This is a genomic window from Rhizobium leguminosarum bv. viciae USDA 2370 (assembly GCF_002008365.1).
Taxonomy (GTDB): Bacteria; Pseudomonadota; Alphaproteobacteria; order Rhizobiales; family Rhizobiaceae; genus Rhizobium; species Rhizobium leguminosarum.
The window spans coordinates 52275-67905 of sequence record NZ_MRDL01000050.1; the positions used below are offsets into that span (position 1 = coordinate 52275).

The window sequence follows — 15631 nt, forward strand, 5'->3', positions numbered from 1 at the left end:
CAGCCCGGATTGAAAACCGGGTCGCGCCTTTTGCCGCAATATTAGCGGGCTAGGGAATACCGATTATACGGGTCTGTCAACTATTGTCCGGAATTGGCCGAACCATTATCCGCACACCGAATGGGCATGGTGGCTTGCTCCATAATGCAGCATTTCAGTTAGCGGCTGGCCTGTGCGGACTAGTTATTTCAGCGAAGCAATCCGTCGCGACCGAACTCCTCCCAGCCCGCCAGTTCTGCGCGAGGAGCCTCGTCGGGTCCGGCGACGGCATCCGCCTTGACGGTCTTGCCCTTCTTCAACAACCGCGTCAGCTTCGCCTTATAGGCCGCCCGTCGTCTGTTCTCCGCAGCCGCTGCCGCATCCTCCTCGCGCCACTCTTCGACGACGCCTCGATCGAGCAGGTCTTCCACGACCCGCGGGTCGAAGACGTGGAACGTGATCTTCCGCGCGCGACCGCGCAGTTTCACCGTGCGCGTCCCAGCACTCGGCAGGCGGCCGTCCTTGAGCCAGCGATGACGCTCGCTCGTCTTGATCGAAAGAATATCCTCGATCTCGCGGGGGATTACAGGCAGGCTTTCGATGTCTTTGAGCGCACTGGCGACAACAGACGCCACCGCATGGAATTCTGCCTTGGCACTTGCAGGCATCGACAGCGTGAGTTCTCCGTGCTCGATATCGAGTGACTTCTTCGACGCGACCGGGAGTCGTGCACGCAGTTCGAGGAGGATTCCCTTCGCGCGCACCGAAGATCCCAGGGTCGCTGCTGGCGGCAGGATCCACGTTCTGACCAGCTCGACATCGTTCTTTTCGTGTTTCGGCATCGCGCCTAGATGGGATCCCCTGCGTTCCACGTCGATGATCACGATATTCGCCGGGTAAGCCAAGGCGCGACTGACCTCTTTTCGCTGCTCACCCGAGTTCCTGGGCAAGCCCGATGAGAAGACCTTCGGGTCCGCGGATGTAGCAGAGCTTGTAGGCGTCCTCATATCGGACGACATCGCCAACAAGCTGGGCGCCGTGCGTGCGGAGCCTTCCAACGGTCTCTTCGACGTCGTCGACCGTGAACATGGCTCGCAGATAACCAAGGGCGTTCACCGGAGCGTTCCGATGATCCGCGACGACGTCAGGTCTGAGAAAGCGTGAAAGCTCCAGCCGACTGTGTCCGTCCGGCGTCCGCATCATGGCGATCTCGACGTGCTGATCGCCCAGACCAGTGACACGACCGGCCCATTCGCCCTCGATCGTCGCGCGGCCCTCGAGTTCGAGACCCAGCTCGCGAAAGAAGTCTATCGCCACTCCGAGGTCTTCGACGACAATCCCGATGTTGTCCATTCGCTTGAGCGCCATGCTCTCCATCCTCCGGTTTTTAATCCGATTTCCTTCTAGGACGTGGATGGGCCATCGGTCCCGACATCGCTATCGAAATCTTTAGGCAAATTTTTCGGATGCTGTCACGCCGGTTCCCAGTTCAGAATCCTTAACGTTCGAACTTTCGAGCCGGAAGACGAGCCCGGCAGTTGCTAATCCCGCACTTCTGAAATCTGGCCGCCCTTTGGCTTACAGCGTCGCTGCTTGCCGGAACCAAAACGTCTTGACGGCGGGCAAGTATCGGCTAGCTTCGATGCAGGAGAGAGGTCATCCCTTCGATGTGCAACTGTATCGCTTGGAAGACAAGGATTGGGTTCGCAAATGGGCGTTGGACGCCGAGAGCCTGATCAACCTGATGCCTGCCTACCAAGTAAATCCAAACGAGATGGGAACAATCGTCCGGAGTACGCCGGATGGTCGGAAACAGTTGACCCATGTGAAGTGGGGACTTCCATCGCCAATATTCGCTCTCAAAAAAGCTGCCGAAATTCGCGCTGAGAAACTGAGGGCCAAAGGTCTGCCAGTGAACATGGCCGAACTGCTTCGAATGGAGCCGGACAGAGGCACGACGAACGTCCGCAATCTCAACCTCCCACATTGGAAGCGTTGGTTCGGCGTCGAACACCATTGCATTGTCCCGGTCACCAGTTTTGCCGAACCGGATCCGGCGAGCAAGGAAGAGGGAGGCAATACCCCTAACGCATGGTTCGCGCGAGATGAAAGCAAGTCGGTGATGTGCTTTGCTGGAATTTGGGTTTCCCAGTGGACGAGCGTGCGAAAGGTGAAGGACGGACTCACGACAGACGATCTGTATGGATTCCTTACGACCGATGCGAACGATTTCGTCAAGCCAATCCATGACAAGGCGATGCCGGTCCTGCTGTTGACCAATGAACAGACCGATGTTTGGATGCGTGCACCCTGGGAGGAGGCCAAGGAACTTGCCCGTCCGCTTCCGAATGACAAGCTCATGGTGACGTCGAGGGAGCCATATGGGTCCAACATCGTGACGAAGTCCGGGGATCCGGTCTCACAGCCGAGCTTGCTCTAAACGGACAGCCGTAGGCGTTCGGATCGTTTCGGTTCGTTGCCGAATGCCTGCACCATTCGTCGAGCAGGAGACTTACCACAACATTTTCGCTGGCTTCCGTCGATGTCGCTTCAGGACGTCGGTGGAAGGCAAGGCTCACGAGCCCGAACAGCTTCAAACCTATCGCGGAGGCTGAAAATATCATGCCGGGATATTAATGGTTTTCTCGCTCGCGAGGAAATCACAAACTAGAGGGCGGGCCTCGGAAATCGCCTAGAGAAAGAGGCCCCACTGCCGACACGCCTTTGCCTAACCGAAATCGAGCGATACCCACCCCAGGCGACTTTCCCCGTAGACGCTTTGCGTCGGCGCTAGCGAGGAGGGGTCGGCGAAGCATCCTATAGCGACCGCGACGAGACCTTTCCTGAACTCCGGCATCCAGAAAACGGTCGACCCGCACACCGGGCAGAACCTGAAATCGATCGATCTCCCGCTGTCGCCCGACCGGACGTAGCTGTTCGACGCTCCGGAAGTCTCCATTTGATTCGCTTGGAAGAAGACGGCCACTCCGAACGCGCTGCCGGTGCGACGCTGGCAGGCCCGGCAATGGCAGACGGAGATTTTGACGGGTTCTCCATCGGCGATTATCGAAAGCTGGCCGCATGAACAACTGGCCGCTCGTCTCATTCCGTGCTCCTCCCTAATTGATGTTCGCGATGCCAACCGACTACTCACGCCTCCCTTCGTCGACCCCGCGATGCCGGTGGAAGGATCGAGCACAGCCCGAGAAGCGTTTCGACGCCGGGAGCATGCCGCGCAGGTTTGTCGCTCGTCCGCGTAGGCACGCTACTCCGATTCCCTTTCGACAACACGCCGCGCCCGGATCGCCGCCGCAATAAAGACCCGTGAAAGACCGTGGTAGAGGGGTTCGCGCGACAGGATCCGCGAAGTCACGTAGCCGATCATCGACACCGCCATAATTGGGATGACTGCCTGGTGGTCGCCGGTCATTTCCAGGATGATGACGAAGGCCGTCATCGGCGCCTGCACGACGCCTGCGAAATAGCCGGCCATGCCGAGGATAGCCGCCAGTGCGATGCTGGTGCCGAGCAGGGAGCCGACGGTGCTGCCGAAACCGGCGCCGACGGCAAGCGACGGCGCAAAGATGCCGCCCGGAATACCTGACAGCATGGACAAGAAGCTGGCGGCGAGCTTTTCAACGAAGAAGAGCAGAGGCAGGGCATTGCCTTCGACCGCAGCTCGCGCCTGCTCGTAGCCGGTGCCGAAAGTCGTGCCTCCCGACGCCACGCCGATGACTGCGATCGCCAGTCCGCAGATGCCCGCAAGCGCCAGCATGCGCTTCAGCGGCTGTGGTTGCGCCCAGCGGCGGATCTTTTGGCCGAAGTGCAACGCGAAACCGCTGAAGGCCGCTCCAAGCGCACCACCGCCGATGCCGCAGATCAGAACCAGCCCCCAGTCGCGAAGCTCGGTGGGGGCAGCCGATGCCATGCCGAAATAATTGTAGCTTCCAGAAAGCCCAAGAGCCGCGAGACCAGAGAGGATGACTGCCGTGAGCACCAGCCCGTTCGTCCGAGACTCGTAGGTCCGGCTCATCTCCTCGATGGCGAAGACGATACCGGCAAGCGGGGTGTTGAAGGCGGCCGCAATGCCCGCCGCCGATCCGGCCAGAATCAGCCCGCGCGCCTGCGCCATGCCACTGAACCGGGCGACGGCGAGCATGATCGACGCGCCGACCTGCACGGTCGGACCCTCGCGGCCGATCGAGGCGCCAGAGAATAGCCCGAGCACCGTCAGCACAATCTTGCCGAAAGCGATCTTCAGCGACAGCAGCCGCGTCCGATCTTCTTCGTCCCGCAGATGTCGCGCGGCGATCGCCTGCGGAATGCCGCTGCCCTGCGAATTCGGAAACAGCGTCGCCGCCAGATAGGCCGACAGCATGAAGCCGAGCGGGGTCAGCGCAAGTGGCAGCAGGAAGGCCCATTCACCGGACGAGGTGAGAGACCCGAAGCCCTTCTGCGCCAGATCCGCAAGCTTCGCAAAGCCGACGCTGATCACCCCGATTGCCAATGCCCCGCACCAAAACACCAGCCTCGGCTGCCAAAGCGAGAAAGAGCCCCATAAGACGCGGGAGCGGCGAAAGAGCTTGGAATATCGATAGGATGATGGCATGTCGGGGCTCGGCGATACGGGGCGGGGTTGTCCTTTACTAGCGCCATCGCGCCCCAAGATCACCCCCACTTGCAGGATGTCGATTGCTGGCGTGCTGCTGGCTAGATGGTCGTCTGCAGCCCAAGTTCGACCACTCGCCCCGACGGCAGCCCGAAATAGTCTGTCGCATTGCTGGCATTTTCAGCAAGCGAGATGAACAGCCGGTCCTGCCAGAACGGCAGGCCGCCCTTCTTCGACGGGAGGATCGTTCGGCGGGAAAGGAAGAACGAGGTCGACATGATGTCGAACTTCAGACCAAGCTTGCGGGCGAGAACGAGCGCACGAGGGATGTTTGGCGTCTCCATGTAGCCGAACGTGATCACAAGCCGGCTGAAGTGGCGATTGAAGCTTTCGAGAAAAATTTTCTCATCGTCCGGGACGAAAGGCGTGGTCGAGGTCACGACGCTGAGAATGACGTTCTGCTCATGGAGCACCTTGTAGTGCTTCAGGCTATGGAGAAGTGCGGTCGGCGCGCCTTCGATGTCGCTTGTCAGGAACATCGCAGTCCCAGGCACCGTGGGCGGCTTCTTCCTTGCGAGGTTGTCGATGATCGCCGAAAGTGGGATTTCGTCGGCCTTGGTGCGGGCGGCAAGCAGCCGACGTCCCGCCGTCCATGTCTGCATGATGAGCGCCATCGTTGTCGCCACAGCAACGGGAACCCATCCGCCTTCTGCGAACTTCGCGATGTTGGCGGCTAGAAACCCGGCGTCGATCAGCGTAATCGGCACGATGACTGCAAGAGCCGCCGCCAGCTTCCAGCTCCAGATACGGCGCATCACGATGAACAGGAGGATCGAAGTGATGAACATTTCGCCTGTCACGGCGATGCCATAGGCGGCGGAAAGGCCGCTCGAGTTTTGGAAGAAGAGTACCAGAGCAGCGACGAAGATGAACAGCAGGTTGTTCACCTGCGGCATGAAGATCTGTCCGGATTGTGTTTCGGAGGTGTGGAGGATTCGCAGGCGCGGAAGCAGGTTGAGGTGCATCGCCTGACGGACGAGGGAATAGGCGCCGGAGATCACGGCCTGGCTGGCGATGACCGTTGCCGCGGTGGCGAGACAGACCATAGGAATCCGCGCCCACTCCGGATGCATGCTGAAAAAGGGATGCTCAGCCATCTCCGGGTTCGCGAGCACGAACGCCCCCTGTCCGAAGTAATTCAGAAGCAGACTAGGGAAGACGAGCGAAAACCACGCCGTGACGATCGGGCGGCGTCCGAAATGTCCAAGGTCGACATACAGAGCCTCGGCGCCGGTCACGGCAAGAAAGACGGCCCCGAGCACCGCGATGGCCGAGCCGATGTTGTTTGCGATATATTGGAGTGCGTGTACCGGATTGACTGCGGCTAACACCGACGGATCGTCAAAGATGTGGATCGCCCCGCTGACGCCAAGAACGATAAACCACAGAGCCGTTACGGGACCGAACACCGACGCCACGCCGCTCGTGCCGAATCGCTGGACGAAAAACAGCACGGCGATGATCGTGAGAGTGATCGGCACGACCCAGTTGGACAACGCCGGTGCGACCACCTCGATGCCCTCGACCGCAGACAGGACTGAGATCGCAGGCGTGATGATCGCATCACCGAGGAATAGCGAGGCGCCGATCACGCCCAGGACAAGCACCCATTTGGGGCGTCCGGCCAGACCTTCGCGGGCGAGCGTCATGAGAGACAGCGTGCCGCCTTCGCCCCGGTTGTCTGCCTTCAGCACGAACGTCACATACTTCAAGGTGACTACGATCGTGAGCGCCCAGACGATCAGTGACAGGATTCCAAGGACGTCCGCGCGATCCGCTCCGGATCCGCCGGTGGCGTGCAGAGCCTCTCTGAATGCATAAAGCGGGCTGGTTCCGATGTCGCCATAGACGACGCCCAATGCAGCGAGAACGAGCGATGGCAGTCCTCGCCGGCTCTGGTGTTCCAGTTCCGGATCTGCTGATCGGAGCTTGGCATCGGTCAAATGGGCTGTCCTGTAGTATGCACGGTGAATGCTGGAAGGTGCCACCGGCTTGGTCTGATGGCAACGCGAACGTCTGCCCAGCGGTTGCATCCACCTTCCGAATAAAGGTCGTGATGGAACAGGCTCGTGAGGGCATCATCACGGGGCTACCCCCAGTGTTGAGGCTCATGGACATTGCCTTCGGCGTTGACTCGGTGATGGCGACGGGCATCATCACCCCGCAGGCGCAGCTCGCACCAGCCTCAAGTGCTTCGGCGACAGCAAGGCTTATGGCATCAAGGTCCATGCGCTTCTTGCGGATCGCACGGTCTGTGGCGATACAGGTTGTCGGAATAGTTCAATGCTGACGGTTTTGTTAGGAACATTCGGGAACGGCTGGTGGCAGTCGCTTGCTTCACGTATGCTGTCGGTCAGTCGGCTTGCCAAGGCTAGGAAGAGAGAAGGCAAAGGTCGCACCTGGTCCGTCGTTCGGCACCGCCCACATTCGGCCGCCATGATTTTCAATGATCGAGCGGCTGATGGAGAGACCTATACCCATCCCGTTCCGCTTCGTCGTGAAAAATGGTTCGAACATCTTGTCCGCAGCGTCAGCGGCTATGCCGACGCCCGCATCCAAGATTGACAAAGTGAGCATGTCCTCGCTCACCAGCGCGGTTCGCACGAGCAGACGGCGAGGGCGCCCCTCGATCTCTGCCATGGCCTCGATTCCGTTCAGGACCATATTCAAAATGACCTGCTGAAGTTGAATGCGATCGCCGCTGACGGACGGGAGCTCTGGGGTCAGCCTCGCTTCCAGGACGATAGACTTCTCACGTATGTCCCGCGCAGATAATGCAATCACCTCGCGAGCTATCTCATTCAGGTCGATTTTCTCCATCGCTGGAGACTGCCGATTGAACATAGCCCGAAGTCGCTTGATAACTTCGGTTGCGCGCATGGTGTCTCGGATCGTCCGCCGGGCAGTGTCTGTTGCGGAGGCGATGTTCGGTGGATCGAGCGCCAATAGACGGACACATGCATTGGCGTTCGCGAGAATGCCCGAAAGTGGTTGGCTCACCTCGTGCGCTATGGAGGTCGTCAGAGCACTAATTGTCATCACGCGGGAGACGTATGCGAGTTCTTCTCGGGCCTTTAACAGTGCTTCCTCACCACGTCGGAGAGCATCTTCCGCTCGTCTTGTCTCGGTGATGTCCTGTACCGTTCCCATGAACGCCGGGTGATCGCCGATGTAGTGTGTTACCCTGGCAAGTCCTCGAATGAACCTGACGGACGCATCTGTCCTGATGATCCGGAAGACAAAATCGGAATCCTCACCAGCAAACCCTCTCTCCATCTCGAAGTCAAAGAGTTCCAGGTCCTCTGGATGGACCCGCTCCCTGACCGCATCGATGCTTGGCTCGAGCTCGGGGTCGAGGTCGAATATTCTGTAGAACTCCTCAGACCAGATGTTCTCATCCCGCTGGATATCAGATGTAAAGCTCCCTGTTGAACTAATCCGTTGAGCGGCGACGAGCTGCGCCTGGCTCCGCTCGACCTGCGTCTCTCGCCTGACAAGAGCTTCCTCGTGACGCGTCCGGTCTATGGAGATAGCTGCCATATGCTTCGCTCGATCGACTATTTGCTGCTCGCGAGGTTCGAGGGGTGCTTGCTGATGACGTAGGATTACAAATATCCCGGCCGTGTTCCCATACGGGGACAGAATTGGAATGGCCTGGCAGTAATTCAGACCGTTGGCCAACATGATCTCGCCCATCGACGTCTCACGCTGGTCGCTTTCGGCCAGATTTGTGATCTCGACAGTCCTTTTTGTCAGAGCTGCCGTGGAGCAGGGATTCTTGTCCGAAGTCACGTTCTTGCCGTCGAAGATCTCCCTGAACTCGCCAGGCAGCCTAGTGGGCGCCCCCATTCGAAAGAGCTTGCGGTCAAGCGAAAGCTCGAGGAAGCCACAAACGAGGTCCGGAACCAGATCCGCGACGACATCGCAAAGCCGTTGAAGAACACTTGCCGACGGTGCGCCTCGCGCGACCATTTCGAGTATCTCCATTTCGTGTCCGAGGAGGCGGGAGGAGTCCCGACTGTCCTGAACGTCGATCTGAAGTACGCAATAGCCCGTCAACTCTCCGTTTCGCATCGGGATTTGTACGGCCTGTGCCTCCAGCCAGCGCAGCGTTCCGTCCGCAGAGAGCGCTTGATACGACATGACAGATGGTTTGTTTCCGTCCTGCCCCGCCTGCAAATGAAAGGCGATTTCTTTCAGTTTGCTAAGATTGAAGTGGGATGATCTGTCTTGCACCTGAGCGCTTGGTGATAAGCCGTACCACCGCCATGCTGCCTGATTTGCAAACTCAAGCTCCAGAGAAGGCGTCAGTAGAAGCGCTTGGAGTGACAGGGAATCTAGGAAACTCCGAAAGTCACGATCGGCGTTGCCAATCTGGTTGTCGGTCCTCTCAAGACGTTCTGTCGCAAGCCAACAGATCTCCCCTCCGAGCCCTTTCATTGGCGAAGCAGAAATATTGAACCATTCGAATCTTCCGTCTCGTCGCCGCAAACGGGCGGCGACGAGTTGAACGTCACCCTTCTGCGCCGGAACGATGAGGAGATGATCGTCCGAATGCAGAAAGCTTGCCCACTGCCGCGAGCCACCCTGATCGATTATCAGGCCAGTGAAGTCAGTGAAGCGCGAGTTCGCATAGCTCAGGGCGCCTGTTTCGTCCGTTGTCCAGACCAGGCCGGGCAGGCTGTTCAAGATTCCTAGGCCGTCGTTGGACTCAAACGTGAGTGCCTCCTCGTCGAGTGACATTGACATCAACGGTCGTTCCGTTCACTTCGACGCCCCGCTGTCAGGGCAGGAGCTGTCGCTAGTCCGGCGCCGCCGCTGAGGCGCGTTTCGGTCAGCCGTCGCCCAATGATGAAGTCCTTCGAGAGAATTGCCACCAGCGCGCAAGCGAGCATCCACATCGAAGCGGTCAGGGTAAGCGTGACAGAAGTCGAGCCGAGCGTCGCCGAGGCTAGGATAGTACCGAATGAAGTCGAAATTTTCAGCGCGGAGAAAACCTCAGCCCTCATCTCTGGCGTCACCAGTCTGTTGAGCTGCAACGAGTAGTGGATGCCGAGCGATGGGGCGCATATCCCCACAAGCGCGCAGCCGAGTATCGATAAACCGAAGGAATTCTGAAGGATCAGCGCCATGCCGATAATGATCGAGAGGAACATCGCGGCGACCTGCTGCTTCGAGTAGGCTTTGTTGAGCAGTCCGTTTCCCATGGACCCGACAAGCGACGCCGCACACAGGGATCCGGTGAATATCGCGCCGTACCCCGCTTGCAGATTGAACCCCATCGCAAGCGACACCGCACCAACTTCGATGCCGCTGATGGCGGCGGAACTGGCACAGGCGCATCCGAGCCAGAGAAGAACTTCAGGCGTCACCGATTTAGTTCGGGTTTCTGCCGCTTGCGGCTCTACATTGCATCGTGCGGACGGCAAGATCATTGCGGGCACCGCGCCGAGTATTGCGATTGCAGCTATCGAGAATGATGCGGATACCGATCCAAGACTGGCTGCCAAAATCGGGGTGACGAGGAAGGTGAGGTCCGACGCAAAAGCTGCCAAGGCGAGTGCCCTTGTCATCTGTGACTGCACTACAAGATAGTTTGCGCTGTCACGCAGATAGCCGAAGGCCGCACCTTGCACGAGGCCGGCGGCCACCGCCGCAGCGATGAAAACTGCGTACGGCGCGCCCACTCCACACGCTGTAGCGCAAGCGAACAGTGCTGCCGTCCGAATAAAGATGAGAGCCTTGAAGAATGCGATTGAGTTCGCACTCCGCCCCAACCGGGCAATTGGCAAGGCTCCGACAAGTTGCGCGGTTGTCATGGCCGCGAGCGCCGTTGCCCCAGTAGCGGGGTTCCCCGTGATCGAGAGTGCTGCCAATGCGAAGGCAATCGACGCTCCTGAGCGAGGTGCGCCGAACAAGCCGTAGGCGACCGCCCAGCGGATAGTCTGATGACTTTGTAGACCGCCCCAGTTCATTTTCCGCCAATTCTGGCCGTATCGTCCGCAGATAAACCTTGCCAAAGTATTTGCAGCACGCGTGGTGAGAAGCGCCTCGCGTCCAGTGACTTGGAAGCATAGGTGGTACTCACCATCAGGATGAGTTTACCGCAAACTTGCACCAAGCACACTATACTAAGGTATTGCCTCTGATCTCTGACGATAGAAAAGCTCTTTGCCAAGGTCAAGCACGGGCTGCGCAAGGCGCAGGCCCGAACCCGACAGGCTATCGACGACGCGCTGGCAGAAACCCTTCAAACCGTCTCGCCGAAAGAGTGCCAAAACTACTTCAAGGAAGCCGGATATGAACAGACCTAAAACAATCCCGCTCTAATGTGTCAAACGCGCCGCGGCTTGCCGCGCCGCCGTGCGTTTTAAATATTTTCGCGGATCGGCTTGAAAGCAGCTCGGAGTTCGGCGGCAAACAACTGGGGCTGCTCCCATGCAGCGAAATGCCCGCCCTTTGCCGGCCGGCCATAGTGGATGAGTTTCGGATAGGCCTTTTCAGCCCAGCTCTGCGGCGCCTGATAGATTTCATCCGGGAACGCGCTGACTGCGACCGGGATCTTGATGCCGCGCGGATCGAAGAAGCCGCCGGAGGGGAAATGCGCATTGTCCCAGTAGAGGCGCGCCGAGGAGATCGCCGTATTCGTCAGCCAGTAGAGCGTGACGTTGTCGAGCACGTCGTCGGGCGTAAGGCCTTCCTTCTCGCCGCCGAAGGAACGAGCGATCATCCGGTAGCTGCGGATGTCGTGATCGAGCATCCAGGAGGCAAGTCCAATAGGCGAATCGACAATGCCGTAGAGCGTCTGCGGCCGATTGTTCATCTCGATCGCGTAGCCGAGCCCGTTCTTGTAGAAATCGTCGAGCTGCCCATAGGCCCGCTTCTCGTCGTCCGAGAGGCTCGCAGGCGCCGGCGCGCCCGATGACAGCAGCTTGGCGATATCGGCTGGCACGGTGGCCGCCATGTTGGTGTGGATGCCGATGAGGCCCGCTGGCTCCTGCACAGCCATCAGCTCGGTGACCGCATTGCCCCAGTCGCCGCCCTGCGCGACGTACTTCGTATAGCCGAGGCGCTGCATCAGCACGGCCCAGGCCTTGGCGATGCGCGGCGGATTCCAGCCCGTCTCCCTGGGCTTGGCCGAGAAGCCGTAGCCCGGAAGGGAAGGAATGACGACATGAAAAGCGTCGGCTTCGGTGCCACCGAAGGCGGTAGGATCGGTAAGGGGCTTTATGATCTTCATCTGTTCGATGACCGATCCAGGCCAGCCATGGGTGATGATTATTGGCAGCGCATTTTCGTGCGTCGACTTGACGTGAATGAAATGAATGTCGAGGCCGTCTATCTCCGTAAGGAACTGCGGAAGGGAATTAAGCCGAGCCTCGACCTTTCGCCAGTCGTGGGTCTTCCAATGGGCGGCGAGCTTCTTAATCGTGTCGAGCCTGACGCCCTGGCTGTCGTCTGTGACGTTTTCCTCGTCCGGCCAGCGGGTGGCGGCAACGCGTCGATGGAGATCGGCGAGTTGATCCTTGGACGCGGTAAACTTGAAGGGTCGGAGCTCGGATACCGTACCGGTCGCTGCGAACGCTTTGGGAAACACCCCAATTGCACTGGCGGACGCCGCGACTGCAAGCAGTGTTCGACGGGTGACTCTTTGCTCTACTCGGGACATGGCGTCCTCCTTGCTCGTGCGTTGTTTGACGAGGAGGAAGTTCGCACCGAAGGAGTTCTGCAACAATTGCACCAAGGTATGGCCGACACCTTTGTATCGGGTGGTTCCCCCGCCTGCTCGACTGTCGTGCGGAGGTGAACCGGATCAGAGCTGCCGGAGCGGGGGGAGATTCCAGCTTTTCATTGCGAGGCTGCCGTGATGCTTGCCTCTTCGGCGGACGGTACGGAGAAGTGCATGGTAACGCCCGGCCCTTGGTTAGGCTCAGCCCAAAGGCGACCACCATGACTCTCGATGATGGAACGACAGACTGAAAGACCGATCCCCATCCCATTGTTCTTCGTCGTGTAGAACGCTTCGAAGATCCGCGTACCTCCGTCTGGGTCGAGACCAATTCCGTTGTCGCTGACCGCAACGCTTATCTGCCCATCACCGCCGAGCTCGGTTTGGATCTCGACCGATCTCAGCCGATCCTTCACGCCAGATACCGCGTCAATGGCGTTGCGAAGCAAGTTGTTGATCACTTGTTGAAGTTGGACTCGGTCGCCGTTGACGGGGGGAAGGGAGGTGGCGAAGTGCGTTCGAATAGCGACGCCGTTGCGTCTCTGATCACCTGCAGACAAGGCGACTACCTCACTCACCGCGTCGTTTATATCGACGTCTTCGAATTCGATGTTGCGCTTACTGAATAACGCCCGCAGTCTGGCGATTACCTCGGTGGCACGATTGCCGTCCCTGATCGTGCGCCGCGCCGTCTCAAGGGCCGTTTCTATGTCGGGCGGTGTGGCTGCAAGCATCCGCAGACAGGTGTTCGCGTTCGTGATGATGCCTGACAGTGGCTGGTTCACCTCGTGCGCGATCGCCGCCGACATCTGACCGAGGCTGAGGATGCTGGTCACTCGCGCAAGCTCTGTGCGCAACTGATCGCGCGCTTCCTCCGTCAAGCGCCTTTGTGTCACGTCTTGGATCGCTCCAAGGCATTCCCGATTTCCATTCCGGTGAATTATAACCTCGCCGATGACACGAACGTACTTTATGTCGCCGTTGCGGGCGAGAACGCGGACCTCGTATTCCGAGTCCTCGTCGCCTTCGCGTACGGCGCCGATCTTCCCGGCAAAGAGCGCAACGTCGTCCGGGTGTATCCGCTCCGTTATCCGGTCAAACGTCACGACTTCGTCTTTTTCGAATTCGAGGATTCGAAGCCATTCGTCGGACAAGATCAGCTCGTCGGTTTCGACATGCCAGGAGAACGTACCCGTCCTGATCAAGCGCTGGCCTGCAACGAGAAGGGCCTGACTTCTACGCAGTTCATCTTCGGCCTGCTTGCGATCGTCGATGTCAGTCAGTAGTCCATACCATCGGACGATCTTGCCCTCTGCGTCACGAAGTGGCTGTCCTCGCACCTGGAACCATCGGAACACGCCGTCGTGTCTTCGATAACGGCTTTGGTAGTCGTAAGGATTGCCGCTCTTGAGTGCGCCCAGGAAGGTATCGATATTGACTTGCACGTCATCGGGGTGAGTTATGCCGTTCGTTGACCAGTCTTGCACCTCGTCGAGAGAGATTCCGAAATAGTCCAGTAGCTGTTGGTTGCTCCCGTCGAGTGTTCCATCAGGCTGCGAAAGTATGATCATGCCCGGAACCATGTTGACGATATGGCGGAATTCCCTCTCGCTGTTAGCAAGCGCCACTTCGGCGTGCTTCCGGTCGTCGATATCATTCAGCAGGAAGTACCATCGTACAACGAGGCCCTCGTGGTCGCGCACGGGAGTTCCCCGCACCTGGAACCAACGATAGACGCCGTCGTGCCGACGGAGCCTTTCCACCACCTCGTACGATTGACCAGCGGCGACTGCCTCGGCGAATCTAGCCACGCCCCGGTCACGATCGTCAGGATGAATGATATCGTTGGTCTTCCACTTTTGATGCTCGTTGAAATCATAGCCGAAATATCGCAAGGACTGATCGTTTACGCTCTCCACAGCCCCGTCGGGCCGGAGCACAATGATGAGGCCTGGGATCGAGTTTACGATCAATTGCAGCTCGATCTCGCGCTCGCGCAACGCCTCCACCGCCCTGCGCCGATCATCGATATCAGTCAGCAGACCATACCAGCGGACGATCCCGCCATTATTGTCTTTGACCGGGTGGCCGCGGACCTGGAACCAGCGAAATTCGCCATCATGGCGACGGAAGCGCGTCTCGAAGTCATACGGCTCTCCCGTTTTGAGCGACGCCGTAAATGTCTCGACACAGTGCTGCAGGTCGTCGGGGTGCGTGATACCGTTGGTCGCCCAGTTCACAACCTCCTCCAGGGGCAGTTGGAAGTAGTCGAGAAGCTGTTGATTTGCGCCGTTCAACTGACCTTCGGGCGTAAAGAGCGCGACCATTCCTGCGATAGTGCCGACAATCAAGCGAGACTCGCGTTCACTGTTTGCGAGAGCTACCTCGGCCCGTTTTCGGTCATCGATGTCGATCAGCAGATGCAGCCACCGCTGGATCGCACCAGACATGTCCCGCAGCGGTAGACCCAGTACGTTATGCCACCGATAAATTCCGTCGGCGCGAAGATGGCGGCTCTCAACGTTATAAGACGTGCCCGCCATGTGAGCGGCGATCTGGGCTTCGATGGTTTCCTTCAAGTCATCCGGGTGCACGACCTCCGAAGCCTTCCAGTCCTTTAGATCCGAGAGGCTTAGCCCAAAATAGGAGAGGGTCAGTTGGTTGAGGCCTTCGACTTCCCCAGTCGGTGTTGTCACGGCCACGGGTATCGGGATGCTATCGACGACGAGCTGGAAATCGAGTGCGGCCTGCGACCTTTCCCGTTTTTGAACGACGGGTTCAATATTGGTCGCGACCGCGCACCAATTCACTACGCCGCGGGGAACGTCTTCCAAAGGGGCCCACTGGATGAGGAAATGGTGAAATTCGCCTGCAGCGTTCCGAAGGCGCGCTTCGCTCGTTCCCTCTGTCTCTGCGTGCCTGAGGTTCTGCAGATGCAATGTGACCGCGCCAACATCGGCCGGGTGCACCGCATCCTCCCAGCGCCAAGCCTGTCCGGACGCCGGTCGCAGCCCCGTGAACTCTACCCAGCTCCGGTTGGCGAAATCGACCTGGCCATCCTCCTGCATGGTCCAGACCATACCGGGCAGCGCATCGAAGAACTGAAAGACGTTTATCCCCATCGCCCACTCAAAGCCCACTTTCTGGGCGAGAGCCTACAATATCGATCATTTGACGGCTACTGCGCGGCACTAGACACTTTAGTACCTACGCGTATGCCGGATTGCTGGGCATTCCAGGTCCGCCAACCCCTC

At 58.9% G+C, this 15631-nt stretch carries 10 protein-coding genes and 1 pseudogene; 2 read left to right on the plus strand and 9 right to left on the minus strand.

Annotation, left to right across the window (positions count from 1 at the left end; translation table 11 throughout):
- Nucleotides 1–188: 188 nt before the first annotated feature.
- Both BS629_RS26540 and BS629_RS26545 read right to left on the minus strand, forming a co-directional pair.
- Complete coding sequence (locus BS629_RS26540; RefSeq protein WP_077988614.1) at nt 189–821, minus strand: hypothetical protein; 633 nt, start codon at nt 819–821, stop codon at nt 189–191.
- An 88-nt stretch (nt 822–909) separates the two neighbouring features.
- Nucleotides 910–1347: a VOC family protein gene (locus BS629_RS26545; RefSeq protein WP_077988584.1), complete on the minus strand. Its 438-nt coding sequence runs from the start codon at nt 1345–1347 to the stop codon at nt 910–912.
- 274 nt (nt 1348–1621) lie between these two features.
- On the opposite strand from BS629_RS26545, the gene BS629_RS26550 reads away from it, so the two are divergent.
- Complete coding sequence (locus BS629_RS26550; RefSeq protein WP_077988615.1) at nt 1622–2419, plus strand: SOS response-associated peptidase family protein; 798 nt, start codon at nt 1622–1624, stop codon at nt 2417–2419.
- Nucleotides 2420–2707: 288 nt separating this feature from the next.
- On the opposite strand, the gene BS629_RS26560 is transcribed toward BS629_RS26550, so the two are convergent.
- The 5 genes from BS629_RS26560 to BS629_RS26585 all read right to left on the minus strand — a co-directional run bounded on the left by BS629_RS26560 (nt 2708) and on the right by BS629_RS26585 (nt 10623).
- Nucleotides 2708–3085 (minus strand): GFA family protein, encoded by a 378-nt coding sequence (locus tag BS629_RS26560; RefSeq protein ID WP_077988586.1) that lies wholly within the window; start codon nt 3083–3085, stop codon nt 2708–2710.
- Nucleotides 3086–3244: 159 nt separating this feature from the next.
- The gene (locus BS629_RS26565) at nt 3245–4588 is read right to left on the minus strand and encodes a chloride channel protein (RefSeq protein WP_077988587.1); all 1344 of its coding nucleotides are present in this window, start codon (nt 4586–4588) and stop codon (nt 3245–3247) included.
- Nucleotides 4589–4689: 101 nt separating this feature from the next.
- Nucleotides 4690–6591 (minus strand): potassium transporter Kup, encoded by a 1902-nt coding sequence (locus tag BS629_RS26570; protein WP_077988616.1) that lies wholly within the window; start codon nt 6589–6591, stop codon nt 4690–4692.
- A 394-nt stretch (nt 6592–6985) separates the two neighbouring features.
- On the minus strand, nt 6986–9397 hold the full coding sequence (locus BS629_RS26580) for a PAS domain-containing sensor histidine kinase (RefSeq protein ID WP_077988589.1): 2412 nt from the start codon (nt 9395–9397) through the stop codon (nt 6986–6988).
- Nucleotides 9397–10623 carry an MFS transporter gene (locus BS629_RS26585; RefSeq protein ID WP_077988590.1) on the minus strand — a complete coding sequence of 409 codons (1227 nt, stop codon included), beginning with the start codon at nt 10621–10623 and terminating at the stop codon, nt 9397–9399. The genes BS629_RS26580 and BS629_RS26585 overlap by 1 nt, the downstream gene beginning before the upstream one ends.
- Before the next feature lie 183 nt (nt 10624–10806).
- Between BS629_RS26585 and BS629_RS38600 the strand changes: the two are divergent.
- A pseudogene (locus BS629_RS38600) lies at nt 10807–10962 on the plus strand (IS630 family transposase); the annotation flags it as partial.
- Nucleotides 10963–11018: 56 nt separating this feature from the next.
- Here BS629_RS38600 and BS629_RS26590 read toward each other — a convergent pair.
- Complete coding sequence (locus BS629_RS26590) at nt 11019–12317, minus strand: epoxide hydrolase family protein (RefSeq protein ID WP_077988591.1); 1299 nt, start codon at nt 12315–12317, stop codon at nt 11019–11021.
- A gap of 179 nt (nt 12318–12496) precedes the next feature.
- Complete coding sequence (locus BS629_RS26595) at nt 12497–15499, minus strand: PAS domain-containing protein (RefSeq protein ID WP_077988592.1); 3003 nt, start codon at nt 15497–15499, stop codon at nt 12497–12499.
- Nucleotides 15500–15631: the final 132 nt, after the last annotated feature.

Bases quoted from the DNA above. Each gene is read 5' to 3' on its own strand.
- BS629_RS26540 (WP_077988614.1), bottom strand. From the start codon at position 821: ATGCCGAAACACGAAAAGAACGATGTCGAGCTGGTCAGAACGTGGATC.
- BS629_RS26545 (WP_077988584.1), bottom strand. From the start codon at position 1,347: ATGGCGCTCAAGCGAATGGACAACATCGGGATTGTCGTCGAAGACCTC.
- BS629_RS26550 (WP_077988615.1), top strand. From the start codon at position 1,622: ATGCAGGAGAGAGGTCATCCCTTCGATGTGCAACTGTATCGCTTGGAA.
- BS629_RS26560 (WP_077988586.1), bottom strand. From the start codon at position 3,085: ATGAGACGAGCGGCCAGTTGTTCATGCGGCCAGCTTTCGATAATCGCC.
- BS629_RS26565 (WP_077988587.1), bottom strand. From the start codon at position 4,588: ATGCCATCATCCTATCGATATTCCAAGCTCTTTCGCCGCTCCCGCGTC.
- BS629_RS26580 (WP_077988589.1), bottom strand. From the start codon at position 9,397: ATGTCAATGTCACTCGACGAGGAGGCACTCACGTTTGAGTCCAACGAC.
- BS629_RS26585 (WP_077988590.1), bottom strand. From the start codon at position 10,623: ATGAACTGGGGCGGTCTACAAAGTCATCAGACTATCCGCTGGGCGGTC.
- BS629_RS26590 (WP_077988591.1), bottom strand. From the start codon at position 12,317: ATGTCCCGAGTAGAGCAAAGAGTCACCCGTCGAACACTGCTTGCAGTC.
- BS629_RS26595 (WP_077988592.1), bottom strand. From the start codon at position 15,499: ATGGGGATAAACGTCTTTCAGTTCTTCGATGCGCTGCCCGGTATGGTC.